We start from the raw sequence: 24389 nt of genomic DNA on the forward strand, positions 1-24389 counted from the left end.
TCAAATGGAAGCCCAAAAGCATGAGCCCCCTTGGAACCAATTCTTTATCAGTGACATAACTCTTTATCCATCTCCACAAGCAGTGTTTTTTTAATGCATAAAGCAGCAGCTACCTAAGATTAAAAGTAATCTCACACTTCTTGTAACTGACTAATAAAAAAGACAATTAAAGATATGTTTGTACGTTTTTGTGTTCATTTAAAGTTACAACTTTATTGTCATTTTTGATACTAAATATACAATTTTATTGTTACTTTACAGAGGATTCATCATGATCGCAATTACCGGCGCAACCGGCCAGCTTGGCCAGCTCGTTATCGAACAGCTGTTAAACACCGTACCGGCAAACCAGATTGTGGCGATTGTCCGCAATCCGGCAAAAGCTGAAGCCCTGAGCCAGCAGGGCATTACCGTTCGTCAGGGGGATTACGCTGACGAAAGCACAATGACCTCCGCGCTTAAGGGCGTAGAAAAGCTGCTGCTGATCTCCTCCAGCGAAGTGGGTCAGCGCGCCACCCAACATCAGAACGTCATTAATGCTGCCAAAGCCGCAGGCGTGAAATTCATCGCCTATACCAGCCTGCTGCATGCGGATAAATCGCCGCTGGGTCTGCACGTTGAACACGTCGCGACGGAGAAGGCGCTGGCGGAGTCCGGTATCCCTTACGCCCTGCTGCGTAACGGCTGGTACACCGAAAACTATCTGGCGAGCGCACCGCCCGCGCTGGAGCACGGCGTATTTATTGGCGCGGCCGGTGAAGGCAAAATCGCCTCTGCCACCCGTGCGGATTACGCGGCTGCCGCGGCAAAAGTCATCTCCGGAGACGGCCATGCAGGCAACGTATACGAGCTGGCCGGCGACCAAGCCTGGACGCTGAGCGAACTGGCGGCCGAACTCAGCAAACAGAGCGGCAAAAACGTGGCGTATCAGAACATGAGCGAGGCGGATTTTGCCGCGGCGCTGAAGGGCGTTGGCCTGCCTGCCGGGCTGGCGGATATGCTGGCGGATTCCGATGTGGGCGCGTCAAAAGGCGGTCTGTTTGATGACAGCCATACGCTGAGCAAACTGATCGGGCGTCCAACCACACCGCTTTCAGAGAGCATTAAAGCCATCCTGTAAATGTTGCAAAATGGTTATTTTTTGTAGCATCCCCTCGGGTCATCTCTGATAATGGAGAGATGACTCATGAGGAGGTTCACCGTGCAGGGCGTACCGGAACAGTTCATTGATGAGAGAGACAGCGCGCGCTTTCGCCATCTGGCGCATTTGCCGGGCCTGGAGCTTTATCACGCGCATATTTCTGACTACGCCTTTGAGCCTCATACGCATGAAGCCTTCGGCATCGGCACCATTGAAACCGGTGCCGAACGCTTTCGCTATCGCGGTACCCAGCATCTCGCGGCGGAAAAATCCGTCGTGACCATGAACCCGGACGAGATCCACACCGGGGAGTCGGCGACGGATGGCGGCTGGCGCTACCGGATGGTTTACATTGAACCCGATCTGCTGGAAGAGGTAACCGGCCTTCGCCACTGGTGGTTTAGCGACGTAACCCGCCATGACCCGCTGCGCTCACAGCAAATCGGCAGGCTTATCTATGGCCTGTGGCATACGGACGACCCGCTGGCGCAAAAAGGCCTGCTGCTGGATCTGATCGAGACATTCCAGCCGTTAGCCCGCCACGCGCCGGTTACCCGGGAAGGTGCCCACCGGTTCGAACGGGTTCGTGAGTATATGCACGACAACTACATGCACGCCCTGACGCTGGACGAGCTGGCCAACGTGGTCTCACTCAGCCCCTACCATTTTCAGCGCCAGTTCAAGGCGCATTTCCATGTCACTCCGCATCAGATGCTGATGGCTATCCGCCTGTGGCGCGCCAAAGCGTTTCTCACGCGCGGCATGCCCGCCGCCGAAGTCGCCGCCGCGACCGGGCTGACCGATCAGTCCCATTTGACTCGCGCCTTTACCCGCCGCTATGGCATTACCCCCGTGCGCTACCAGAAACAGGTCGTTAAGCGCTGATGCGCAACCTCATACAATACGCGCGCCTTTCCCCCTCCTACACTGAACGCAGAATAAACCGATGTGGATGGAAAAATGATTAGTGGTGTGTTGTATGCCCTGCTTGCGGGTCTGATGTGGGGGCTGATTTTTGTCGGCCCGCTGATCGTGCCGGAGTACCCGGCAATACTGCAGTCGACCGGACGTTATCTGGCACTGGGGCTGATTGCTCTCCCGCTGGCGTGGCTCGGTCGTGCACGTTTGCGTCAGCTCGGCCGACAGGACTGGTTAACCGCGCTGGCGCTGACCATGATGGGCAACCTTATCTATTATGTTTGCCTGGCGAGCGCCATTCAGCGAACCGGGGCACCGGTATCTACCATGATTATCGGCACGCTGCCCGTAGTGATCCCGGTCTTCGCTAACCTGCTTTACAGCCACCGCGACGGGAAACTGGCGTGGTCAAAAATGGTACCAGCGTTGGTGTGTACCGCCGTGGGGCTGGTATGCGTCAACATTGCCGAGCTGCAGCATGGGCTGGAGGACTTCTCGCTGTTGCGTTACGGTTCTGGCATCCTGCTGGCATTCGTTTCCGTGGTGTGCTGGGCGTGGTATGCCCTGCGCAACGCGCGCTGGCTGCGGGAAAACCCGGATAAACACCCGATGATGTGGGCGACGGCTCAGGCGTTGGTCACGCTCCCGGTTTCGCTTATGGGCTATGTGGGGGCCTGTCTCTGGTTAGGCCACCAGCAACCGGATTTCGCTCAACCGTTCGGGCCGAGACCGTGGGTCTTCGTCGGGCTGATGCTGGCGATTGCGGTGCTCTGCTCATGGGTGGGCGCGCTGTGCTGGAATATCGCCAGCCAGAAGCTGCCGACGGTAATTTTAGGGCCGTTGATTGTATTCGAAACGCTGGCCGGGCTGCTTTACACCTTCCTGATGCGCCAGAGCGTACCGCCGCTGTTAACCGCCTGCGGGATTATATTGCTGGTCGTTGGGGTCGTGATGGCGGTGAGAGCAAAGCCGGAAAAACCGATGGTCGTTCCGGCTTCAGAGAGTTAAAACGTTTCCCAGTTCGCTTCAGACGTCGCCGCGACAGGTTTAGCCGCTGGAGTGTAGCTTTTCACCGGCGCGGCGTTGACCACCGGGTTGCGGGTAATTTTAAACACCGCCACCGCTTCGTTCAGGCGTGCCGCCTGATCTTCCAGCGCGGCCGCCGCTGCCGCAGACTCCTCTACCAGCGAGGCGTTCTGCTGGGTCACGCGATCCATCTCGGCCACCGCCTGACCTACCTGATCGATACCGCGGCTCTGCTCGTCAGAGGCAGAGGCAATCTCGCCCATGATGTCGGTCACGCGGGTGACCGCATTCACGATCTCCGCCATCGTCGCCCCGGCTTCGTTTACCAGCTGTGAGCCGGCATTCACGCGCTCGCCGGAATCATCGATCAGCGCTTTAATCTCTTTTGCCGCCTGAGCGCTACGCTGGGCCAGGGTACGCACCTCACCTGCGACCACCGCAAAGCCACGGCCCTGCTCGCCTGCACGCGCGGCTTCCACCGCCGCGTTCAGCGCCAGGATGTTGGTCTGGAAGGCAATGCCGTCGATTACGTTGGTAATTTGCGCAATTTTGCTGGAACTGGTCGCAATGTCGTCCATGGTGCGCACCACACCCTCCACTACGTTACCGCCCTTCTTCGCGGTTGAGGAGGCATCGAGCGCCAGACGGGAAGCCTGACGTGCGTTATCGGCGTTTTGTTTTACCGTGGCGGTCAGTTGTTCCATGCTGGCAGCCGTCTCTTCCAGAGAGGCAGCCTGCTGCTCGGTACGGGAAGAGAGGTCGTTGCTGCCCGCAGAGATTTCCCCTGCACCGGTGTAAATGGTATCTGCGCCTTCACGCACCACGCCCACCGTGTTTGCCAGCGAGGTTTGCATCTCCTGAACGTTGCGCGCCAGGATTGCCATTTCATTCTTACCCTCTGCCTGAATCGGCTGGGTCAAATCCCCTGCGGCAATGGCGCGGATATGGCCGATCACATCCTGGAGCGGCAGCAGCAGAACGCGGCGCATCGCAATCCAGCTGGAGACGATCACGGCAATCACCAGCAGCATGACCGCAGAGAGGATCCACAGGATACGTTTATAATCGTTTTCGTTGTCTTTAATTCCTCTGTCCGTGAGGACGGCCTGCGCTTCACGCCATTCACGGTACACGTTCTGCATCGCGGTCTGTTTCTGCTCCGCATTCTGCTTGAACATATCTTCCAGATTGCCCTGGCCCAGCAGGACGTTCATTTGCGTCAGCGTGGCGGAGTAAATACGGTACTGCTCTTCCAGACGGTTAGCCAGATTCTCGTCCAGACCTGGAGTATTAGGCAAAGCGTAGTATTTATCGTAATGGGACTGCGCATCCGCCAGCAGGTTCTTCGCCGTGTTCACCAGTTCATTCAACTGGCCGCCGTTAATCTGAGACGCCATGCTGCTTTGCAGACGCAGCATGCCGCGGTTCAGGGTCACGCGGGCCTGGTTGAGGCTGATCCATGCATCGGTAAACTCGGCGACATTCTGGCTTGAGAGCTGCGAGACGGTGAAGTTATCTTTGTCGTTATTCAGCGCGTTGATAAAAATGCCGGCGGAAATGACTTGCATGATGCCGAGCACAAGCAGCACCGAAATAAGAAGGGTAATGACTTTTATACGTTTAAACATGCGTTGCCTTTTTTATATGCAGGTTTGTCTGACGTGGATATATCGGCACGCACGGCGAGTTGTTTACTGTTTCCCCACGTTAAAAAACTTTCTAAAGTAATTTCCTGCATTCATTCAGCAAGTTAAAAGTCATTATTTTTTTGTGATCTGGTTCTCACTTTTCCCCTTCCCTCTAAAGGGTTATAGCGCCACCTTAAAGATGCATTTAAAATGCACTTTATATTATTGATGATGAGGTAACTGCTATGGCCTTCCGCGACCAACCCCTTGGCGAGCTGGCGCTCTCCATCCCGCGCGCGTCCGCGCTGTTTCGTAAATACGATATGGATTACTGCTGTGGCGGTAAGCAAACCCTGGCACGTGCCGCCTCGCGTAAAGAGCTGGATGTGGGGCTCATTGAAGCGGAGCTGGCGCAACTGGCTGAGCAGCCTATTGAGAAAGACTGGCGCACTGCAGCCCTTGCCGACATCATCGACCATATCATCGTGCGTTTTCACGACCGTCACCGTGAACAGCTGCCTGAACTGATCCTGCAGGCGACAAAAGTGGAGCGCGTTCACGCCGACAAACCTTCCGTACCGCGCGGTCTGGCGAAATACCTGACCCTGCTTCACGAAGAGCTTTCCAGCCACATGATGAAAGAGGAGCAAATCCTCTTCCCGATGATCAAACAGGGTATGGGCAGCCAGGCGATGGGGCCCATCAGCGTCATGGAAAGCGAACATGATGATGCAGGCGAACTGCTGGAAGTGATTAAACACACTACCCATAACGTTACACCGCCACCAGAGGCGTGCACCACGTGGAAAGCGATGTACAACGGCATTAACGAGATGATCGACGACCTGATGGAGCACATCAGTCTTGAGAACAACGTCCTGTTCCCGCGTGCCCTCGCAGGTGAATAAAAAAGGCGCCCGAGAGCGCCTTCCTGAGGTTATCATTCGGCCACAGCATCTGTGGCCTTTTTTTTAACGCATGCCTGCCATACGTTTCTTACCGATAAATAGCCATCCCAGCCCCAGCGCGATGAACCACAGCGGCGTGACGATTAACGCCTGACGGGTATCGTCTTCCAGCGTCAGCAGAACCAGCACGAAGACGAAGAACGCCATGCACACCCAGCACATCAGCTTGCCCAGCGGCATTTTGTAGATCGATTTTTCATGCAGGTGCGGACGCTGTTTGCGGTACACCAGGTAAGAACACAGGATGATGGTCCAGACGAACATGAACAGGATCGCAGAGACCGTGGTGATCATGGTAAACGCACCGATCACACTCGGGTTCACGTAGAGCATCACCACACCGCCCAGCAGGCAGATACAGGAGAAGGTCAGCCCTTTCGCCGGCACCGCACGCTTAGACAGTTTGGCAAACGCGCGTGGCGCAACCCCTTCCTGTGCCAGACCAAACAGCATACGGCTGGTAGAGAACACCCCACTGTTGGCCGAAGAGGCCGCGGAGGTCAGCACCACGAAGTTAATCAGGCTTGCGGCCGCAGGCAGTCCAACCAGTACAAACAGCTCAACGAACGGGCTCTTGGTCGGTACAACGGAGCTCCACGGCGTCACGGACATGATGATAATCAGCGCGAACACGTAGAACATAATGATACGAATCGGGATGGAGTTAATCGCGCGCGGCAGGGATTTCTCCGGATCTTTAGTTTCCGCCGCCGTGGTACCGACCAGCTCAATCCCCACAAAGGCAAACACCGCAATCTGGAAACCGGCAAAGAAGCCACTGATGCCTTTCGGGAACCAGCCGCCGTCATTCCACAGATGCGCGAACGAAGCCTGAACGCCGGTTGGAGACTGGAAGTGCGTCAGTACCATCACCAGGCCGACAACAATCAGGGCGATAATCGCCACGATTTTGATCATCGCAAACCAGAACTCCATCTCACCGAACATTTTAACGGTGGCGAGGTTAAGGCTCAGCAGCAGAACAATCACCGCCAGCGAGGCCACCCAGTCCGATAACCCCGGGAACCAGAACTGCGCGTAGGCCGTGATGGCGACCACATCCGCCATGCCGGTCACCACCCAGCAGAACCAGTAGGTCCAGCCGGTGAAGTAGCCCGCCCAGGGGCCAAGCAGGTCGGAAGCGAAATCGCTAAAGGACTTGTATTCGAGGTTCGAGAGCAGCAATTCACCCATTGCACGCATCACGAAGAAGAGCATAAAACCGATGATCATATAAACGAAAATGATCGACGGCCCGGCAAGACTGATGGTTTTACCTGACCCCATAAACAGCCCGGTACCGATGGCACCCCCGATGGCAATGAGCTGAATATGACGGTTTGTGAGATTGCGCCGTAGCGACTGTTCAGACGACGCCTCTTCGTCGGCGACGACTTTAACCTGATCTACCATGTGATATTTTCCTGTTTATGCCTGTCTGTGTTGTTAAGGCTCTTCTGGCCTTTAAATACGTCAAAAAAATAACGGTCCCCATGAAAGGACTCATCGATATTAGGTAAGAATCGGCGGGATGAATACTATGATTTGGATATTATGTTAATAATATGTTTAAAGTGAGTGTCATATCACTCATACAACGCGAAACAGCTCACAAAAATACACGCAACAGTTTCGTTTGCAAGATAAAATGTTGATTCCGTCGTAACTATAGGTTTTATCACTATATTCCTCTCCCCCGAAGGAGAGAGGAAATAAGAAAAGCTGATTACAGAATTTCCAGCAGCTCGACTTCAAACACCAGGGTGCTGAATGGCGGGATGGACGTACCAGCGCCACGCTCGCCGTACGCCAGGTTGTGCGGGATAGTCAGTTCCCATTTGGAACCCACTGGCATCAGGGTCAGCGCTTCGATCCAGCCCGCGATCACGCCGTTAACCGGGAATTCAGCCGGTTCGCCACGTGCTACAGAGCTGTCGAACACCGTACCGTCGATCAGTTTACCGGTGTAGTGCACGCGAACGTGGTCAGTACGCGCCGGGATTGCGCCGTCGCCCTGGTTGATCACGCGGAACTGCAGGCCAGACTCGGTGCTGTTCACGCCTTCACGCTCACGGTTCTCTTCCAGATATTTCACGCCTTCTGCAGCCATCTCTTCGAAACGCGCGCGACGCACGGCGTCAGCACGTTCGTGGATTTCACGCAGCGCACGGTGCACAACATCAACCGGAACCGCCGGGTTGTTGCCTTCCAGCGCATCAGCGATACCCGCCACCAGCGCTTCGGGTAACAGACCTTCCAGGCCGGATTCGCTCAGCTGCTGTCCTACCTGCAAGCCGATACCGTAACTTGCCTGCGCTTCGATAGTGTCAAAAGTCGGGGTGGTCATGGGTTTTCCTTCCATCACATTTAAAGTAGCGGGCAGCATATCAGCCATGCCCTTATGGGTAAAACTTTGTCTGAAGTTAAGGTGACAAACCGCGACGAAACAGAAACAATAGAGAGAACCAGGATTAATCCCGAACGAATGTCACGGATGTCGGGTTTGCTACGCCGTTCAGGCAGTTAGCAAACTATACTTCGGAGCACAGGATAAAAAAGACGCGGAGCAGGAGGAGAGCCATGCCCGGGCGATTTGAACTGAAACCTACCCTGGCGAAAATCTGGCAGGCGCCGGACAATTTTCGCATCATGGACCCGCTGCCGCCTCTGCATCGCAGAGGGATCATCATTGGCGCGCTGATGGTGATCGTGGGCTTCCTGCTTCCTTCCGGTGGCGATGACGCCGACACCGCGACGGTGACCCGCAATGCCCAGCTGGATATTCAGTCGCAAACGCGACCGCAGCCGGACACCCAGCCTGTGCAGACGCAACTGGTCACCCCGTCGAACGATCCGGGACAGGTTGCGCCTGTTGAACCGGAACCCATTCAGGATGAACAGCCACAGGAACAGGCAGCGGCCCCGGCAGAGCCACAGGCTCAGCAGCCAACCGGCATTGAGCAGCAGTGGCGTTCCTATCGCGTAGAGCCGGGTAAAACCCTTGCGCAGCTGTTCCGCGACCACAATCTGCCGCCAACCGATGTGTATGCCATGGCGCAGGTGGAAGGCGCAGGTAAGCCGCTCAGTAATTTGCAGAACGGCCAGCTGGTGCAGATACGTCAGAATGCCAGCGGCGTCGTCACCGGGCTCACGATTGATACGGGAAATGGCCAGCAGGTGCTGTTTACCCGCCAGCCTGACGGCAGTTTTATCAGAGCACGTTAATGTTCAGGCCGGGTAAGGCGAGCCAGCCCCCCGGCAATGCCCTTCTTAGTGACTCCGCTTATTGACCCACCAAATCCCCGAGCAGACCAGCACCAGCGCAATCGCATATTTGATGTCCAGAATGTTTTCACCGAGGAAAATGGCGGACAGCACCGTCCCGGCAACGGGGATCACAAAGTTGAACGGGGCAATCATACTTACGCGGTTCACTTTCAACAGCGCGCTCCAGAGGGCAAACGCTACCGAAGAGAGTAACGTCAGATACCCCAGCACCGCGACGGCCGTCATGCTATGCACTTCCAGCATCCCTCCCGTGAGATAGCCACCCGCCACCAGCGCCGCGCCGCCGATAGCCAGTTGCCAGCCGGTCATTACCGTCGGGTCGACGGTCTGGGAGATGCGTTTTCCGTAAAGCGTGGCGGCAGAAAGGATAAAGGCTGCCAGCACCACAAACCCGTCTCCCTTCCAGACGAAACTGAATTCGCTTAACCCGCCGTGGAAGTTAACCAGCATCACTCCGGCAAAGCCCAGAATACAGCCAAGCGTTTTGTTATAGCTGAGCTTGTCGTTGTGGTAGATGAAGTGCGCCAGCAGCACGCTGAAGAAAGTGCCGGTGGCGTTCATGATCGAGCCGTTCACGCCTGTCGTGTAGGCCAGTCCGATATAAAAGAAGGTGTACTGAATGCTCGTCTGCGTCAGCCCCAGGACGGTCAATTGCCCAAACTGCCCGGGCGTGAACCTGCCGATGGGCTTGCGCTGTGCTAACGCAAAGAGAAGCAGCAGCACACCCGCAAACAGAAAACGGTAACCGGCGAACACGACCTTTGAGGGAATATCATCGGTGGCAATCTGGAAGAGTTCATAGCCGCTTTTTATGGCCGGGTAAGAGCTACCCCAAAGCAGACAGCAGAGCGTGGCGCAGGCATAGGCCACCTTTCGACGGGCAAATACGGGCGTGGGCAGAGCGGTTTCCATGTCGAATCTCATAAATAAAATTGCGTTTCATTTTATTATCAGAGAATGCGCCAGGAATAGCGACCCTACAAGCACTAAAGCGCGAGGCTGATCCCTTAAAAAAGCAAAACGCCGGCACAAGGCCGGCGCTTCGACGTGAGCAGAGTAAAATTACTCAGCTACAACGTTAACAACCAGTTTAGCGAACACTTCGCTGTGAACCTGGAAGTCCACTTCGTGCTCACCAGTGGTACGCAGAACACCGTTCGGCAGACGAACTTCGCTCTTAGCCACTTTAACGCCAGCTGCAGTTACTGCATCAGCGATATCGCGGGTACCGATGGAACCGAACAGTTTACCTTCGTCGCCAGCTTTGGAAACGATGGTAACAGTGCCCAGTGCGTTGATTGACTCAGCGCGAGCATTAGCAGCCGCCAGAACGTCAGCCAGTTTGGCTTCCAGTTCAGCGCGACGTGCTTCGAAAAACTCTACGTTTTTCTTGGTAGCTGGAACAGCTTTACCCTGTGGAACCAGGAAGTTACGAGCGTAGCCCGCTTTAACGTTTACCTGATCACCCAGGCTGCCCAGGTTTGCTACTTTATCAAGCAGAATAACTTGCATTACCTTATCCTCTTAAAGTCGTATTAATGGACCGTGCCCGATTACTGATGACGATCAGTGTACGGCAGCAGGGACAGGTAGCGAGCGCGTTTGATAGCGCGAGCCAGCTGACGCTGGTATTTTGCACGAGTACCGGTGATACGGCTTGGGACAATCTTACCGCTTTCGGTGATGTAGTTTTTCAGCGTTGCGATATCTTTATAGTCGATCTCTTGAACGCCTTCCGCGGTGAAACGGCAGAACTTGCGACGACGGAAATAACGTGCCATATGGCTAGTCTCCAGAATCTATCAAATCAATCTGCTCGGCATGCAGAACCATTTTGCTCAGGCCGTTCTTTGCCTTGTGGCAAGAAATGAACCCCTGAACGATTACTGCGCTACCGACCGTTAAACTGTGAGTAATGGCCTGGTTTTCGTGTCCGCTAATAATAACGGGCATTTGGCACCACGCCTGCCGGTGAAAGCCGGCTTCCTCTTGCACAGAACGATGCTCAAGCACGAACTGGCAATGCGGAATTCCTGATGGACTGACCTTACGAAGGGGGGTCCTGCACACGGTACCGGACAACACCAGACGGTTGGTCATCAGAAATTACTCTTCAGAATCCCCAGCATCAGAATCATCTGCGGTTTCGTTTGCGAAATCATCGCGACGCTCACGGCGCTCGTCTTTCGCTTTAACCATCGGAGATGCTTCGGTCACTGCGTTTTTGGTACGCATAACCATGCTGCGGATAACGGCATCGTTGAAGCGGAAGGTAGTTTCCAGCTCATCGATCACTTCCTGCGGCGCTTCAACGTTCATCAGAACGTAGTGTGCTTTGTGCAGTTTGTTGATCGGGTAAGCCAGCTGACGGCGGCCCCAGTCTTCCAGACGGTGGATCGTACCTTCTGCACCAGTGATGGCAGCAGAGTAGCGCTCGATCATGCCCGGAACCTGTTCGCTCTGGTCAGGATGGACCATAAAAACGATTTCGTAATGACGCATCGAATTGCTCCTTACGGATTATTCAGCCTCCTGTCTGGGTCAGCCGAGGCCCGGGGAGGCAAGGAACGTGTTAAAGGTCGGCTGAAAAATTGACGCGTCATAATACTTGCGCGCCCCTCGAAACTCAAGCTGATTGCACAAATAATTCGCACAAAGCGTAAAGCTGGTCTAAGTGGGTGATTTAAAATTAATCACATCAGGAAGCGTTGTTTTTTTGAACAACAGCATCAGAAATGGTCACGCATCCCCGCCGGATAAGTGATTACACTTTAATCAGAGACCTTATTTATAAAAGGAGAGCAACACCCCCTTTCACAGCACGCAGTCGTGGAGCGCATATCATGAAAAAAATCGCATTTGCCGTAATGGCTGCACTTTTGCTCAGTGCAAACGCGATGGCAGCCATCAAGATAGACGGCCGGCAGGCCCAAAACATGGATGATGTGCAAAGCTTAGGCGTAATCTACATCAATCATAATTTCGCCACTGAAAGTGAAGCAGATCAGGCACTCAATCAAGAGACCGATGCTCAGGATGCACAATATTATCACGTCATACTGATGCGTGAGCCCGGCAGCAACGGCAATATGCACGCCAGTGCAGATATCTACCGATAACGCTTTAACGCTAGCACCAGGAAAGCCAACAAAGAGAACATAGCCATAGTTTAACTTGCCCCCTGCCCGGGGGCTTTTTTTTTGCTAATGGCTCTGAAATACCACCGGTTACAACTGTTTTTCGGTATTCCAGAGCACTTATTCACTTCTGCCCGTAATAGGCGTTGGGCCCATGTTTACGCATGAAATGTTTATTCATAAGGTAATCATCAATGCCCCGAAGCTGCGGATTGATGCCGCGGGCGATCCACGCCATTCGCGCCACTTCCTCCATCACCACCGCGTTATGCACGGCATCGTGAGCGTCTTTTCCCCACGAGAATGGACCGTGCTGATACACCACAATACCCGGTGTATGCAGCGGCTCACGCTCAGCCAGCGTGTCGATAATGACGCGACCGGTGTTGAGTTCATACTCCCCTTCCACTTCGGCCTGCGTTAATGCCCGCGTGCAGGGAATATCGCCAAAGAAGTAGTCTGCATGCGTGGTGCCAAGAGCCGGAATGGGCAGCCCTGCCTGCGCCCAGGCCGTGGCATGGGTCGAGTGTGTATGCACAACGCCGCCCAGGGAGGAATAACGCTGATACAATGCCAGATGGGTGGCGGTATCAGAAGAAGGCCGCCACTTTCCGTCAACCACGTTGCCATGGAGATCCACAACCACCATGTCGTCGGCGGTCATGGACTCATAGGGCACACCGCTGGGCTTAATCACGACCCGCCCCTGCTCACGGTCAATGGCGCTGACGTTACCCCAGGTAAACGTCACCAGACCGTGGCGAGGTAGATCCATATTGGCCTCAAAGACCTGCTGCTTAAGCTTATGCATGCTCAGCCTCCAGCAACCCAGCCCGCGCCATACGTTCACGAACCCAGTCCCGCGCCTTCGCCACTTCGGTTGCCGGGTCGTCCGACGTTTCACTCCACATCTCAATCAGGTAAGGCCCGCAATACCCTGTCTGTTTGAGCGTCTGGAAGCACCGTTCGAAATCCACCACCCCGGTGCCGAACGGAACATTTTTGAATACACCAGGCCGGGTATCTTTGACATGAACCGCCACGATATGACCAATACCCGCCTGCAGTTCCATCTGCACGTCGTTATCCCAGGCTGACAGATTGCCGATATCAGGGTAGAGCTGGAACCACGGATTATTCAGGTAGTGCGCGTAACCCAGCGCCTTGCTGATGGAGTTCATTAACGGATAATCCATGATCTCCATCGCCAGCGTCACCTGAGCACGGCTGGCCATGTCGACGCTCTCTTTCAGGCCGTCACGAAAACGACGGCGCGTTTCATTGTTGGCGTCCTGATAGTAAACGTCATACCCCGCCAGCTGGATCACACGGATGCCGACATCCTGGGCAAAGCGAATGGCTTTACGCATGATCTCCAGCCCCTGAGCACGCACAGCATCATCTTCACTGCCAAGCGGAAAACGACGGTGGGCGCTGAGGCACAGGGAAGGCACACGTACCCCCGTTTCAGCGATGGCGCTAACCAGTGCCAGACGCTGTTCGCGGCTCCAGTCCAGGCGAGACAGGCGTTCATCCGTCTCATCCACTGACATTTCGACAAAATCGAAACCGAGTTGTTTCGCCAGTTGCAGCCGCTCCAGCCAGCACTCCCCTGCAGGGAGTGCCTTTTCATAGATGCCGAGCGGGACTTGTTTAGACAACATACCCGCTCCTTAGCCCCAAAGCTGAGCGATTGAGCGTTTGAACTGACGCGCGGCTTCTACCGGAGAGGCGGCATCACGGATGCTACGGCCTGCGATAAAGACATGAATTGGGATACCTTTGAACAGCGGCAGATCTTCCAGCGCCAGGCCTCCGGTCACGGTCACTTTGAAGCCCATATCGGCCAGACGCTTAATCGCGCTGATATCCGCTTCCCCCCACGCTACCCCAGCGGCCTGCGCATCACGGCTGCGGTGATAAACCACCTGTTGAATGCCCGCGTCACGCCACTCCTGCGCCTGCTCCCAGGTCCAGAACCCGGTCAGCTCAATCTGCACATCACCGTTGAACTCTTTTGCCACATCCAGCGCACCTTTAGCCGTGTTGATATCCGCACAGCAAATAACGGTGACCCAGTCGGCATTGGCTTCAAAACACATACGGGAAAGAATTTTGCCCGCATCGGCAATCTTGGCATCCGCCAGCACGATTTTATGCGGATACAGCGCCTTCAGGTCGCGGACGGCGCGAACGCCTTCGCCCACGCATAGAATGGTACCGACTTCAATGATGTCCACTTCTTCCGCAATCAGGCGGGTGGTTTCGTAAGCGTGAGACAGCGTCTGGTTATCCAGCGCGACCTGCAACATTGGTAATGACATTTTCAATTCCCTCTTAAACTGCCGCCGCAGTGGCGTTATCAATTAAATCCAGCACATCCTGCTCGGTGCGGCAGGCGCGTAAACGGTCGAAGTTGGCCTCATCATCAAACAGATTCACGATCTGCATAATGCCCACCTCCTGGTGGGTGTTGGCATCAACAGCCGCCATGGTGATGAGGATGTCGACCGGGTCGTTATCTTCGTGGTTGAAAGCCAGTGGTGTTTTCAGCGTAACCAGCGCAAAGCCGGTTTTTTTAACACCCTCTTCCGGGCGGCCATGCGGCATCGCCAGCCCTGGTGCAATCACGAAGTAAGGGCCGTGCTCTGCAACGCCATCCAGAATGGCCTGGTAATAACGCGGCTCGACAACATCGGCTTTTACCAGCAGATCTACGCTAAGTTTCACCGCCTCCTGCCAGGTGCTGGCGTCGGCCTGTAAAAGGATGGAGCTGTTCTCTGCCAGCGAATCACGTAGTTTCATGTTGCGTCCTTACTTCACATCTTGTGGGAAATGCGCGTTGATCACTTCCAGCAGCTTTGGCCCAAAGTCGGCTGGCGACAGCATGTTGCGCACGCCTACCACATATTTGTTGCCTGTCACGGTGATCTCACCGGCGATGTGGGTAGAGGCGATGATGATGTCCGCGCCGTTCAGTTCACTTTTGTATTCGCCCACTGCGCAGCTGTTCACCGTGTGGTCGATGTTTGACTGGGTTAAAAACTGGTCCACTTTCATCTTCATGATCATGGAACTCCCTTGCCCATTGCCACACACAGCCAGGATACGTACGGTCATAATCGAAACTCCTTAATGAGCAGAAACTTCTGCTGTTTGTTTTTCTGCATCTTCTTCAGCCCGCAGAGTGCGACCAGCGAAGAACATATAAGCCAGAGCAATGAGGATGATGACAGCCATAAAGATCAGGCCAACGGAGGCGAAGCCCTGCATCATCGGTGGTGCCAGAATTGACCAGTCGGCCATGCCCATCCAGGCGCTCATACCGGTGAGCTTGACCGCCCACACACACCCGAAGATTTCCACCATCCCCATCACCAGGCAGATCTTGAGCGCCGCGCGCCAGCCACCAAAGTGGTTCGCAAAGACGCCGATGGTGGCGTTGGAGAAGAACATCGGGATAAAGCCAGGAATGATCAGAATGGAAGAGCCGCAGCCCACCAGGATACCCACCGCAATCAGCTGGCCGATGGTGCCCCACATGAAGCCCCAGACCACCGCGTTTGGCGCGAAGCTGTAGATAGCCGCGCAGTCAATCGCCAGTACCGCACCGGGAATCAGACGCTGAGAGATACCGTTGAAGGCTTCGGACAGCTCGGCAACGAACATACGCACGCCCTGGGTGATAATGAAAATCGCCACCGCGAAAGAGAAACCTGTTTGCAGGATATAGACAGTCCAGTGGGTTTTACCCGCCATCGCCTGTACGACGTCAATGCCAAAGGAGAGCAGAATGGCACCGAAGAAGAGGGTCATCACAATCGCCGTAGAAACGATATTGTCGTGGAAAATATTCAGCCAGCCCGGCAGTTTAAGATCTTCGACGCTCTCTTCTTTTTTGCCCAGATACGGCGCGACTTTATAGGCAATCCAGGAGGCAAACTGCTGCTGGTGGCCGATGGAGAAGCCGCAACCGTCGGTGACGTCCTGCGTGGGCTTGTACATCATGTTGGAGGTGATACCCCAGTAGAGCGAGACCAGCACCGCGGTGCAGATAATGGTCGTCCACATTGGGTAGCCAAAGATAAAGAAGGAAACCGCAATCAGCCCTGCCTGCTGGAACATGATATGGCCAGTCAGCATGATGGTGCGAATACCGGTAATGCGGCGCAACAGAACGTAAATGATGTTCAGCGCCAGCGCGAGCAGGACCGCATACCCTACCCAGCTGTAGGCATCGCCCATGCGATCGATGGTGGCCATCATCGAGGCGTAGGTGTCAGAGATGGCGCCGTTGATGCCATAGACTTCCGACATTTTGGCCACTACCGGCTTGAAGGTGCCGGTCAAAATGCCTGAACCCGCCTGCAACAGCATGAAACCGATGATGGTTTTAATGGTGCCTTTAATAATAACGCTGACGCTTTTACGCAGCAGGATATAGCCAAGGCACGTCACGATGCCCAACAACAGCGGGGCATTAGTCATTACCTGATTAAAGAACACGGTAAAGACGTTGTAGAGGATCTCCATAACTCTCTCCAGAAATGAGAACACGAGGGGCAATCCCTGTGCGGTTGGTGACAACACTCTATTAATCACAAATAATCATCACAAGATTAAATCTGATTATTTGTGACGCATCACGCAAATTATTTCCCTGGTGTTAGTAATGATTTTCACTTCGGCATGCCACATAGAATTATTTCCATATAATTCATGCAATTAATGATTAATACGGTAAAAGATAACAAGAAGCGAGAAGAGCGTCCGTGACGTCAGGCAGATAAAATTACACATTTTGATCGTTGCAATGCGCGTGAAATGGTGCCAGCATTAATCACAACAAATCACCAGTTGATTACTTTTGATTAAACCAGGAGTCAGAACGATGAGTAAAGTGAACACCATTACCCGTGAATCATGGATTCTGAGCACTTTCCCGGAATGGGGTAGCTGGCTGAATGAAGAGATTGAGCAGGAACAGGTTGCTCCTGGTACCTTTGCAATGTGGTGGCTGGGGTGTACGGGGATCTGGCTGAAATCAGAAGGTGGCGCGAATATTTGTGTCGATTTCTGGTGCGGCACCGGCAAACAGAGTCACGGTAACCCGCTGATGAAAAAAGGCCATCAGATGCAACGCATGGCGGGCGTGGAAAAACTTCAGCCAAACCTGCGTACCACACCGTTTGTTCTTGATCCGTTCGCCATTCGCCAGATCGATGCCGTTCTCTCTACGCACGATCATAACGATCATATTGATGTCAACGTGGCGGCAGCGGTCATGCAAAACTGTGCCGATGACGTACCGTTCATCGGGCCGCAAACCTGCGTGGATTTATGGATCGGCTGGGGCGTACCGAAAGAGCGCTGCATCGTCATGAAACCGGGCGATGTGGTCAAAATTAAAGACGTTGAGATCCACGCGCTGGATGCCTTTGACCGCACTGCACTGATTACCCTTCCGGCCGATCAGAAAGCCGCAGGCGTACTGCCAGACGGTATGGACGAACGTGCGGTGAACTACCTGTTTAAAACGCCCGGCGGTTCCCTGTACCACAGCGGTGACTCTCACTACTCAAACTACTATGCAAAGCACGGCAATGAGCATCAGATTGATGTGGCGCTCGGCTCATACGGGGAGAACCCACGCGGCATTACAGACAAAATGACCAGCGCCGATATGCTGCGCATGGCGGAAGCGCTGAACACCAAAGTAGTGATCCCTTTCCACCACGATATCTGGTCGAACTTCCAGGCCGACCCGCAGGAGATACGCGTACTGTGGGAAATGAAAAAAGACCGCCTGAAGTATGGCTTTAAGCCGTTCATCTGGCAGGTAGGAGGCAAGTTCACCTGGCCGCTGGACAAAGACAATCTCGAGTATCACTACCCACGTGGCTTTGATGATTGCTTTACTCTTGAGCCAGACCTGCCGTTCAAGTCATTCCTCTGATTATTAAGGCCCATCGCCAGACCCGAGTGTCTGGCGGTTTCATATTTCTTTTAGTAATTTCACGCTATTTCAAATATCATCTTTTAAAATCAATTCTTATCGGAATAGCTCATGACGGAAGCGCAACGGCATCAAATATTACTGGAACTCCTGGCGCAAACAGGGTTTGTCACCGTTGAGAAAGTGATGATCGAACGTTTAGGGATTTCCCCGGCAACAGCGCGGCGGGATATTAATAAGCTGGATGAAAGCGGTAAGCTGAAAAAAGTCCGCAACGGTGCGGAAGCGATTAGCCAGCAGCGTCCACGCTGGACGCCGATGAACATTCATCAGGCGCAAAATCATGATGAAAAAGTCCGTATTGCCAGAGCGGCATCGCAGCTGGTGAACCCCGGCGAGAGCGTGGTGATCAACTGCGGCTCCACGGCGTTTCTGTTAGGTCGGGAGATGTGCGGAAAGCCGGTACAAATCATCACGAACTATTTGCCGCTCGCCAACTATCTTATCGATCAGGAGCATGAGAGCGTGGTGATCATGGGCGGCCAGTATAACAAGAGCCAGTCCATCACACTCAGCCCGCAGGACAGCGAAAACAGTCTTTATGCCGGACACTGGATGTTTACCAGTGGCAAAGGCCTGACCGCAGATGGCCTCTACAAAACCGATATGTTGACCGCCATGGCAGAACAAAACATGCTTAACGTGGTGGGCAAGCTCGTTGTGCTGGTCGACAGCAGTAAAGTGGGCGAACGCGCAGGAATGCTGTTCAGCCGTGCTGAACAGATAGACATGGTGATCACCGGCAAAGGTGCTAACCCTGAGATCCTCCAGAAACTGAAAGATCAGGGTGTCAACGTCCTGTGCGTTTAAAGGTGCTGGCGGAAGAAGTCCACCGTGGCGTCCAGCGCCGTTGGCGTAATGCGGTGGCGAACGCCCGCTTCCCACAGGCAGGTCAGGTTGCTATCCAGCCCCTCGTGCTGTAGCGCCTGCTGAAGCCGGAACGTTTCTCCGGGTGGGACCACATCGTCCGCATCACCATGCCACAACAGCAAAGGACGATCGGCCAGACGCGGTAACGCCCGGGTAACCTCCCACTCTGCAAGCGCCGCCTCAACCTCTGTGAGTGCCTGAGGTGGAAAAAGCGTCTTCGCCAGTGAGGTGAAGTAGCCCGAGCCCATCAGACAAGCCACTGACTTCACTTCTGGATGGTGCGTCATGATCCCCAGCGCCGCCATCCCGCCCATCGATGCCCCAGCCACGGCCAGCCGATTATCAGCCACCAGCCCTGCCTGGTAAAGCGCATCGCGCAGCCCGGCAAACTCGGTCAGGCTACCGTGCAAAATGTGCCAGAACTGCCCAAGTCGCGCCTGTTCGTTGCCGGTAAAACGTGCGCCGTGGTCAGGTGCATCCGGCATGACCACACGAAAACCGGCCTGCGCGAGTGCCACCGCAAAATAGCTGTAGACCAGCTTCGATGAGGTAAATCCATGATAAAACACTATAACAGGCAGTGGTTCCTCACGTTTTCCGGCGGGTGTTGCGTGTAATATTTCACGATCACCCAGATGGCGTATTTCAATTTCAATCATTGTCGACCCTGTAATGATGAATGATTCATAATGTTGAGAACTGGGTTACGATTTCACGCTATTTTCATTCGAAAATTACGCCCCAGCTAACACTTCGGGAACATTCCCCCAAAACTAAATTCACAGACAACTACACTATGGCTATCAGGAAACGAGATATGGTTATGCGCAGGTTTGCTGCTTTATTGCTGATGTTACTGCTCAGTGGCTGTAGCGCGCTGCAGGGAACGCCACAACCCGCTCCCCCGGTCGCCGATCACCCGCAGGAAATCCGTCGAAATCAGACGGAAGGATTACAGCGTATGGGTACCGTCTCTGCGCTGGTTCGCGGCTCCCCGGATGACGCGGAAGAAGCAATAAAGGCACAAGCCGTCGCCGCCAAAGCAGATTATTACGTCATCATTATGATCGACGAAACCATCATTACGGGACAGTGGTACTCACAGGCCATTCTGTATCGTCAATGATCGTCTTCATTTGAACGACATTTACACTGCTTTGCGTCCATAGACACTTTCCTGTCCACAATAAACTCCATGCCCGCAACAATGGAAGTGAGTTTATTCGCGAAGGATTGCCCGGCGGATACCGGAGACATGTGAAATGGAGCTGACGATGAAACGAACTCTTGCTTTGACCACACTGTTGCTCTCAGCAGGTCTTGTGAGCACAACCGCGCAGTCAGCTGAATTTGCCAGTGCTGATTGTGTGACTGGCCTGAATGAAATTGGCCAGATCTCCGTGAATAATATTTCGGGGAGCCCGCAGGACGTTGAACGTGTCGTTGCATTAAAGGCCGATGAGCAGGGTGCTTCATGGTATCGCATTATCCAGATGCAGGAAGATCAGTACATCGATCACTGGCGGGTACAGGCCATTCTCTACGCGTAATCCCCCTCCGATAAAAGCCACTTACTTTTAGTGGCTTTTCGGTTTTGCAAATTTTTTATCTTTTAGCAAACCAATTAAAAACAATTAAATAACATTTTGTTACACTAAAACAGTAAACGTTATCCCTGCTCTGCCGTTGAAAAGCCATACCTTTTCAATGATGAGCAATTTATGATCAACTTTTTCCGTCGTGCAGGTCTGGGTGCAAAGCTGTCGCTGCTTACCGGTGCCAGTGTCGCCATCCTGTTTCTGTTTTTCACTTTTCTGCTCAGCCAAAAAGCCAGCCAGCAGCTTGAAGCCCTCGCGATAGAAGACCTGCATAATCAGTCCACCGGCATGGTCGATATGGTGCAGATGTTTAACACCAGCCTGAGTGAAGAGGTCGAGAGTTATACCCGGCTGTTTACCACCTTTTTGCCCCAGCCACTGAGCGTTGATAACACGCAAACCCAGACGATTAACGGGATTAACGTTCCGCTCCTGAAAGGAGGGGAAACCGGACTGCATGAAAACAATACCCTTTCAGACGATTTTCTGAGCCGGACAGGGGCAATCTCGACCCTGTTTGTGCGTAGCGGTAACGACTTTGTGCGCGTCGCCACATCGCTGCGCAAAGAGAACGGCGAGCGGGCAATGGGCACCGTTCTGGATACCACCAGCCCGGCCTTTGCCGCCGTCACCCGGGGCGAGGTTTATCGCGGTCTGGCGCTGCTGTTCGGCAAGCGCTACATCACCCAATACCAGCCGGTTAAAAACGCAGACGGCCAGGTCATTGCAATCATCTTTGTTGGTGTGGACATCACTCACTCCTGGAACGTCATGCGCGAGAAAATCCTCAACCGCCGACTGGGCGAGAGCGGTCACTTCTTTGTTCTGGACCGCAGCCATGGCAAAACGCGCGGGCAGTATCTGTTCCACACCAGCGCGGAGGGAAAAGTACCGGAGTGGGATAGCGCTATCCAGCAACAGCTGTTGAGTGATAAATCCGGCACGCTGGAGCGCGTCAGTGCCGATGGTCGCACGCTGACCATGGCGTATACGCCGCTGCCAGGCTGGAACTGGGCCATTGTCGGCGAAGTGGATAAATCGGTACTGCTCTCAAGCGTGACCGCCATGCGCGACCGCTTCCTGCTGGCAGGGGTGGTGCTGTCAGTGCTCTTCGCGGGTCTGTTTGTGGTCATTATACGACGCATACTGACGCGCCCATTGCGCAATGTGATCCACCTGGCCCGACAGTATGCCGCAGGCGATCTGCGCTCCAGCCTGCCCGTGACCCGCCAGGATGAGGTCGGTCAGCTCATCGATGCCATTAACGGTATTGGAGGGGGACTGCAGAAAATTGTTCTTCAGGTGCGCGAGGCCGCAGCGGAGATCCATATGGGCACCAACGCGCTGGCATCCGATAGCGAAGAAATCTCCGGGCAGATTAACAAGCAGGCCAGCAGTGTAGAAGAGACGTCAGCCAGCATGGAGCAACTGGCCGCGACCGTGCAGCAAAATGCCGCCAACATGGAACAAACGCAGCAGCTGGTAGGCGAAACGTCGCGCGCGATACATCAGGGTGGTGAGACGGTCACCCACGCTGTCGCTACCATGGATGATATTCGCGAAGCATCAAAGCGAATCGAAGACATCACGCGCGTGATTGAATCCATCGCTTTTCAGACCAACATTCTGGCGCTTAACGCAGCGGTTGAAGCAGCCCGCGCAGGCGAGCACGGAAAAGGTTTTGCGGTGGTGGCGCAGGAAGTACGCGCGCTGGCAGGACGCAGCGCCAACGCGGTGAAGGAGATTGAACAGCTCATCGGCGATACGCTCAGAAAAGTCAGCGAAGGCCATGCGCTGTCTGAACAAACGCGTCTGGCGATGGATTCCATCATCGTGCACATCGATAACATCAACAAGCTGGTCACGGAGATTAACCATGCGTCCCGCGAGCAATCCGCGGGAATAGGCCAGGTTAATCTGGCCATGACCCACATTGGCGAAGCGTCGCACATCAACGCCGACCGCGTCTTACGCAGCGAACAAACCGCACACACGCTACGTGAGAAAGGCTCACACCTTACCCAACTGGTGAGCCTGTTCCAGCTAAAGAGTTAGCCAACCCTGCCCGTGGCACGCAACAGCAGGTCATTTTGCACCTGCTCGCTCATCAGCGTACCGCCACGGGTATCAAGCATCATGCGGCACCACGCCTGCGCCACGGGTGGCGATGCGTGCCGCAGCATCTGACTTCCGGCCCCCAGCAGGAAAAGCTGTTGCGTGATCTCCCGTCCCTGCGCCTCCTGCGGTTTTCGCAGTTTTTGCTGAAGCTGACGCCAGCTGCGATCGAAGTGCCTGTCCTGCCCTTTTACCTGGGCAAAATCATCCACAAGCAGGTCGAGAATGCCGGATTGCTTCGTCAGTACACGCAGAACGTCCAGGCACATAATATTGCCGGACCCTTCCCAGATGCTGTTCACGGGCATCTCACGGTACAAACGGGGGAGCTCACTCTCCTCGCAGTAGCCTGTGCCGCCGAGCACTTCCATGGCTTCCGCCACAAACGGGATACCCGCTTTGCAGACGCTGTATTTCGCCGCGGGGGTGAAAAGCCGCGCCCAGGCTGCCTCCTGAGGATCGGCACGCTTGTCCCACGCCCGGGCCAGACGGAACAACAGTGCCGTCTGGCCCTCCAGCATCAGCGCCATGCGGCTCAGCACATCGCGCATGAGCGGCTGGTCGATAAGGTTTTTACCAAACGTCTGGCGTTGATGCGCATGGTAAAGCGCCACGGATAAAGCCCGACGCATCAGCCCATGGCTGCCCAGCGCGCAGTCAAACCGCGTCAGCCCACCCATTCGGAGGATCTGGCGTACCCCTTCTCCTTCTTCCCCCAGCAGCCAGCCGGACGCATCCAGGAATTCCGCTTCGCTGCTGGCGTTAGAGCGGTTGCCGAGCTTCTCTTTCAGCCGCTCCAGACGTACGGCATTGCGTTGCCCGTCAGGCAAAAAGCGTGGAACAAAAAAGCAGGACAGCCCCCCTTTCGCCTGGGCCAGCACCAGATGCGCATCGCTTTGCGGCACAGAGAAAAACCATTTATGCCCGATAAGCCGGTAGCTGCCGTCACTGCACTTTTCCGCTTTGGTGGTATTGCTGAGTACGTCCGAGCCGCCCTGTTTTTCTGTCATCCCCATGCCAATCAGCAGGCCACGCTTTTGCGCCCCCGGCGCAAGATGAGGATCGTAACGATCGCTCATTAACGGCGTGATCCAGTCACGGAACGGCTCGGGCAGCGCCTGTTGCAGCAGCGGTGTAGCAGCAAAGGTCATGGTGACAGGGCAAAGCGTGCCCGCTTCTACCTGAGCGTGCAAAACAAAACGTGCAGCTCTGGCGACAAACGCGCCTTTGCGCGCCTCCTCTTCCCACGCCAGGTTATGGACACGGTTGGCGCAAAGTCCCTGCATTAAGAGGTGCCATGCGGGATGAAAGCGAACGTCATCCAGTCGCTCCCCGGTAGCGTCATAGCGTAATAACTCCGGCGGATTAACGTTCGCCAGCCTGCCCAGTTCCAGCGATTCCGCGGTTCCTAACTGCTGGCCGATGCTGGCAAGAAGCTCGATATCCCACTCGGCACCTTCGCGAACAACCGCGTCACGCAGAGCGCAATCAGAGAGGAAAAGGTTGCTGTTTGAGAGCGGTGCAGGTTGATTAAAAACGGTATGGGTCTGCCAGTGCATGCTGTCTCCCTCCTTCAGTGGCAATGAAGATAAGTATGGACAGGCCACGTGCACGCTGCATGGGAGTGAGGTCACACGATGACGATCCGGCTGATATCATTCGTGAAATAGCTCACAGAACATAA

The 24389-nt window shown here is 54.6% G+C and carries 27 protein-coding genes; 11 read left to right on the forward strand and 16 right to left on the reverse strand.

Features of this window, described 5'->3' with window-relative positions; all coding sequences use genetic code 11:
• Positions 1–271: 271 nt before the first annotated feature.
• The 3 genes from QE396_RS14790 (at position 272) to QE396_RS14800 (ending at position 3067) form a co-directional block, all read left to right on the forward strand.
• A complete protein-coding gene (locus QE396_RS14790; protein WP_020882926.1) occupies positions 272–1120 on the forward strand; it encodes an SDR family oxidoreductase in 849 nt (282 codons plus the stop codon).
• An 81-nt stretch (positions 1121–1201) separates the two neighbouring features.
• Positions 1202–2026: an AraC family transcriptional regulator gene (locus tag QE396_RS14795; RefSeq protein ID WP_014168342.1), complete on the forward strand. Its 825-nt coding sequence runs from the start codon at positions 1202–1204 to the stop codon at positions 2024–2026.
• A gap of 75 nt (positions 2027–2101) precedes the next feature.
• A complete protein-coding gene (locus tag QE396_RS14800; protein WP_020882928.1) occupies positions 2102–3067 on the forward strand; it encodes a DMT family transporter in 966 nt (321 codons plus the stop codon).
• Here the strand turns inward: QE396_RS14800 and QE396_RS14805 are convergent.
• A complete protein-coding gene (locus QE396_RS14805) occupies positions 3064–4713 on the reverse strand; it encodes a methyl-accepting chemotaxis protein (protein WP_014168340.1) in 1650 nt (549 codons plus the stop codon). The genes QE396_RS14800 and QE396_RS14805 overlap by 4 nt on opposite strands.
• Before the next feature lie 245 nt (positions 4714–4958).
• On the opposite strand from QE396_RS14805, the gene ytfE reads away from it, so the two are divergent.
• Complete coding sequence (gene ytfE, locus QE396_RS14810; RefSeq protein WP_014168339.1) at positions 4959–5621, forward strand: iron-sulfur cluster repair protein YtfE; 663 nt, start codon at positions 4959–4961, stop codon at positions 5619–5621.
• A gap of 63 nt (positions 5622–5684) precedes the next feature.
• Here ytfE and cycA read toward each other — a convergent pair whose 3' ends face one another.
• Positions 5685–7094 (reverse strand): D-serine/D-alanine/glycine transporter, encoded by a 1410-nt coding sequence (gene cycA, locus QE396_RS14815; protein ID WP_014168338.1) that lies wholly within the window; start codon positions 7092–7094, stop codon positions 5685–5687.
• A 313-nt stretch (positions 7095–7407) separates the two neighbouring features.
• The gene (fklB, locus tag QE396_RS14820; RefSeq protein WP_020882929.1) at positions 7408–8028 is read right to left on the reverse strand and encodes an FKBP-type peptidyl-prolyl cis-trans isomerase; all 621 of its coding nucleotides are present in this window, start codon (positions 8026–8028) and stop codon (positions 7408–7410) included.
• A 233-nt stretch (positions 8029–8261) separates the two neighbouring features.
• On the opposite strand from fklB, the gene QE396_RS14825 reads away from it, so the two are divergent.
• On the forward strand, positions 8262–8906 hold the full coding sequence (locus tag QE396_RS14825; protein ID WP_020882930.1) for an OapA family protein: 645 nt from the start codon (positions 8262–8264) through the stop codon (positions 8904–8906).
• 45 nt (positions 8907–8951) lie between these two features.
• Here the strand turns inward: QE396_RS14825 and QE396_RS14830 are convergent, their stop codons facing one another.
• From QE396_RS14830 to rpsF, 5 genes are all read right to left on the reverse strand, one after another.
• Positions 8952–9881, reverse strand: coding sequence for a DMT family transporter (locus QE396_RS14830; protein WP_020882931.1), 930 nt, complete (start codon positions 9879–9881; stop codon positions 8952–8954).
• A 150-nt stretch (positions 9882–10031) separates the two neighbouring features.
• Positions 10032–10481, reverse strand: a complete 450-nt coding sequence (rplI, locus tag QE396_RS14835; RefSeq protein WP_014168334.1) for a 50S ribosomal protein L9 — start codon at positions 10479–10481, stop codon at positions 10032–10034.
• A gap of 41 nt (positions 10482–10522) precedes the next feature.
• On the reverse strand, positions 10523–10750 hold the full coding sequence (gene rpsR, locus QE396_RS14840; RefSeq protein ID WP_000135199.1) for a 30S ribosomal protein S18: 228 nt from the start codon (positions 10748–10750) through the stop codon (positions 10523–10525).
• Positions 10751–10754: 4 nt separating this feature from the next.
• Positions 10755–11069, reverse strand: a complete 315-nt coding sequence (gene priB / locus QE396_RS14845) for a primosomal replication protein N (RefSeq protein WP_003856035.1) — start codon at positions 11067–11069, stop codon at positions 10755–10757.
• A gap of 6 nt (positions 11070–11075) precedes the next feature.
• Positions 11076–11471 carry a 30S ribosomal protein S6 gene (rpsF, locus tag QE396_RS14850; RefSeq protein WP_014068637.1) on the reverse strand — a complete coding sequence of 132 codons (396 nt, stop codon included), beginning with the start codon at positions 11469–11471 and terminating at the stop codon, positions 11076–11078.
• 341 nt (positions 11472–11812) lie between these two features.
• On the opposite strand from rpsF, the gene yjfY reads away from it, so the two are divergent.
• Positions 11813–12088 (forward strand): DUF1471 family protein YjfY, encoded by a 276-nt coding sequence (gene yjfY, locus QE396_RS14855; RefSeq protein ID WP_020882932.1) that lies wholly within the window; start codon positions 11813–11815, stop codon positions 12086–12088.
• Positions 12089–12230: 142 nt separating this feature from the next.
• On the opposite strand, the gene QE396_RS14860 is transcribed toward yjfY, so the two are convergent.
• From QE396_RS14860 to ulaA, 6 genes are read right to left on the reverse strand one after another with little or no spacing between them, the layout of a single operon-like run.
• Complete coding sequence (locus QE396_RS14860; protein ID WP_020882933.1) at positions 12231–12917, reverse strand: L-ribulose-5-phosphate 4-epimerase; 687 nt, start codon at positions 12915–12917, stop codon at positions 12231–12233.
• Complete coding sequence (locus tag QE396_RS14865; RefSeq protein WP_020882934.1) at positions 12910–13770, reverse strand: L-ribulose-5-phosphate 3-epimerase; 861 nt, start codon at positions 13768–13770, stop codon at positions 12910–12912. Before QE396_RS14865 ends, QE396_RS14860 begins: the two co-directional genes overlap by 8 nt.
• A 9-nt stretch (positions 13771–13779) precedes the next feature.
• Positions 13780–14430 carry a 3-keto-L-gulonate-6-phosphate decarboxylase UlaD gene (gene ulaD / locus QE396_RS14870; RefSeq protein ID WP_008502901.1) on the reverse strand — a complete coding sequence of 217 codons (651 nt, stop codon included), beginning with the start codon at positions 14428–14430 and terminating at the stop codon, positions 13780–13782.
• A gap of 13 nt (positions 14431–14443) precedes the next feature.
• Positions 14444–14911, reverse strand: a complete 468-nt coding sequence (ulaC, locus tag QE396_RS14875) for a PTS ascorbate transporter subunit IIA (protein ID WP_014168330.1) — start codon at positions 14909–14911, stop codon at positions 14444–14446.
• A gap of 9 nt (positions 14912–14920) precedes the next feature.
• Entirely contained in the window at positions 14921–15226 is a 306-nt protein-coding gene (gene ulaB / locus QE396_RS14880) for a PTS ascorbate transporter subunit IIB (RefSeq protein ID WP_014168329.1), read from the reverse strand.
• Between the two features lie 12 nt (positions 15227–15238).
• The gene (ulaA, locus tag QE396_RS14885; RefSeq protein WP_020882935.1) at positions 15239–16639 is read right to left on the reverse strand and encodes a PTS ascorbate transporter subunit IIC; all 1401 of its coding nucleotides are present in this window, start codon (positions 16637–16639) and stop codon (positions 15239–15241) included.
• Positions 16640–16997: 358 nt separating this feature from the next.
• Between ulaA and ulaG the strand changes: the two genes are divergently transcribed.
• Positions 16998–18062 carry an L-ascorbate 6-phosphate lactonase gene (gene ulaG / locus QE396_RS14890; protein WP_020882936.1) on the forward strand — a complete coding sequence of 355 codons (1065 nt, stop codon included), beginning with the start codon at positions 16998–17000 and terminating at the stop codon, positions 18060–18062.
• A gap of 111 nt (positions 18063–18173) precedes the next feature.
• Positions 18174–18932 (forward strand): HTH-type transcriptional regulator UlaR, encoded by a 759-nt coding sequence (gene ulaR, locus QE396_RS14895; RefSeq protein WP_309951600.1) that lies wholly within the window; start codon positions 18174–18176, stop codon positions 18930–18932.
• Here ulaR and yjfP read toward each other — a convergent pair.
• Complete coding sequence (gene yjfP, locus QE396_RS14900) at positions 18929–19651, reverse strand: esterase (protein WP_047366503.1); 723 nt, start codon at positions 19649–19651, stop codon at positions 18929–18931. The genes ulaR and yjfP overlap by 4 nt on opposite strands.
• Before the next feature lie 137 nt (positions 19652–19788).
• Here yjfP and bsmA point away from each other — a divergent pair, with 137 nt between their 5' ends.
• From bsmA to QE396_RS14915, 3 genes are all read left to right on the forward strand, one after another.
• A complete protein-coding gene (gene bsmA / locus QE396_RS14905; protein ID WP_025206249.1) occupies positions 19789–20118 on the forward strand; it encodes a biofilm peroxide resistance protein BsmA in 330 nt (109 codons plus the stop codon).
• A gap of 148 nt (positions 20119–20266) precedes the next feature.
• On the forward strand, positions 20267–20542 hold the full coding sequence (yjfN, locus tag QE396_RS14910; RefSeq protein ID WP_025206250.1) for a DUF1471 family protease activator YjfN: 276 nt from the start codon (positions 20267–20269) through the stop codon (positions 20540–20542).
• Positions 20543–20713: 171 nt separating this feature from the next.
• Positions 20714–22645, forward strand: coding sequence for a methyl-accepting chemotaxis protein (locus QE396_RS14915; protein ID WP_020882939.1), 1932 nt, complete (start codon positions 20714–20716; stop codon positions 22643–22645).
• Here the strand turns inward: QE396_RS14915 and QE396_RS14920 are convergent.
• Positions 22642–24264 carry an isovaleryl-CoA dehydrogenase gene (locus QE396_RS14920; protein ID WP_020882940.1) on the reverse strand — a complete coding sequence of 541 codons (1623 nt, stop codon included), beginning with the start codon at positions 24262–24264 and terminating at the stop codon, positions 22642–22644. The genes QE396_RS14915 and QE396_RS14920 overlap by 4 nt on opposite strands.
• Positions 24265–24389 lie beyond the last annotated feature (125 nt).

Source organism: Enterobacter sp. SORGH_AS_0287 (assembly GCF_031453695.1).
Lineage (GTDB): Bacteria > Pseudomonadota > Gammaproteobacteria > Enterobacterales > Enterobacteriaceae > Enterobacter > Enterobacter ludwigii.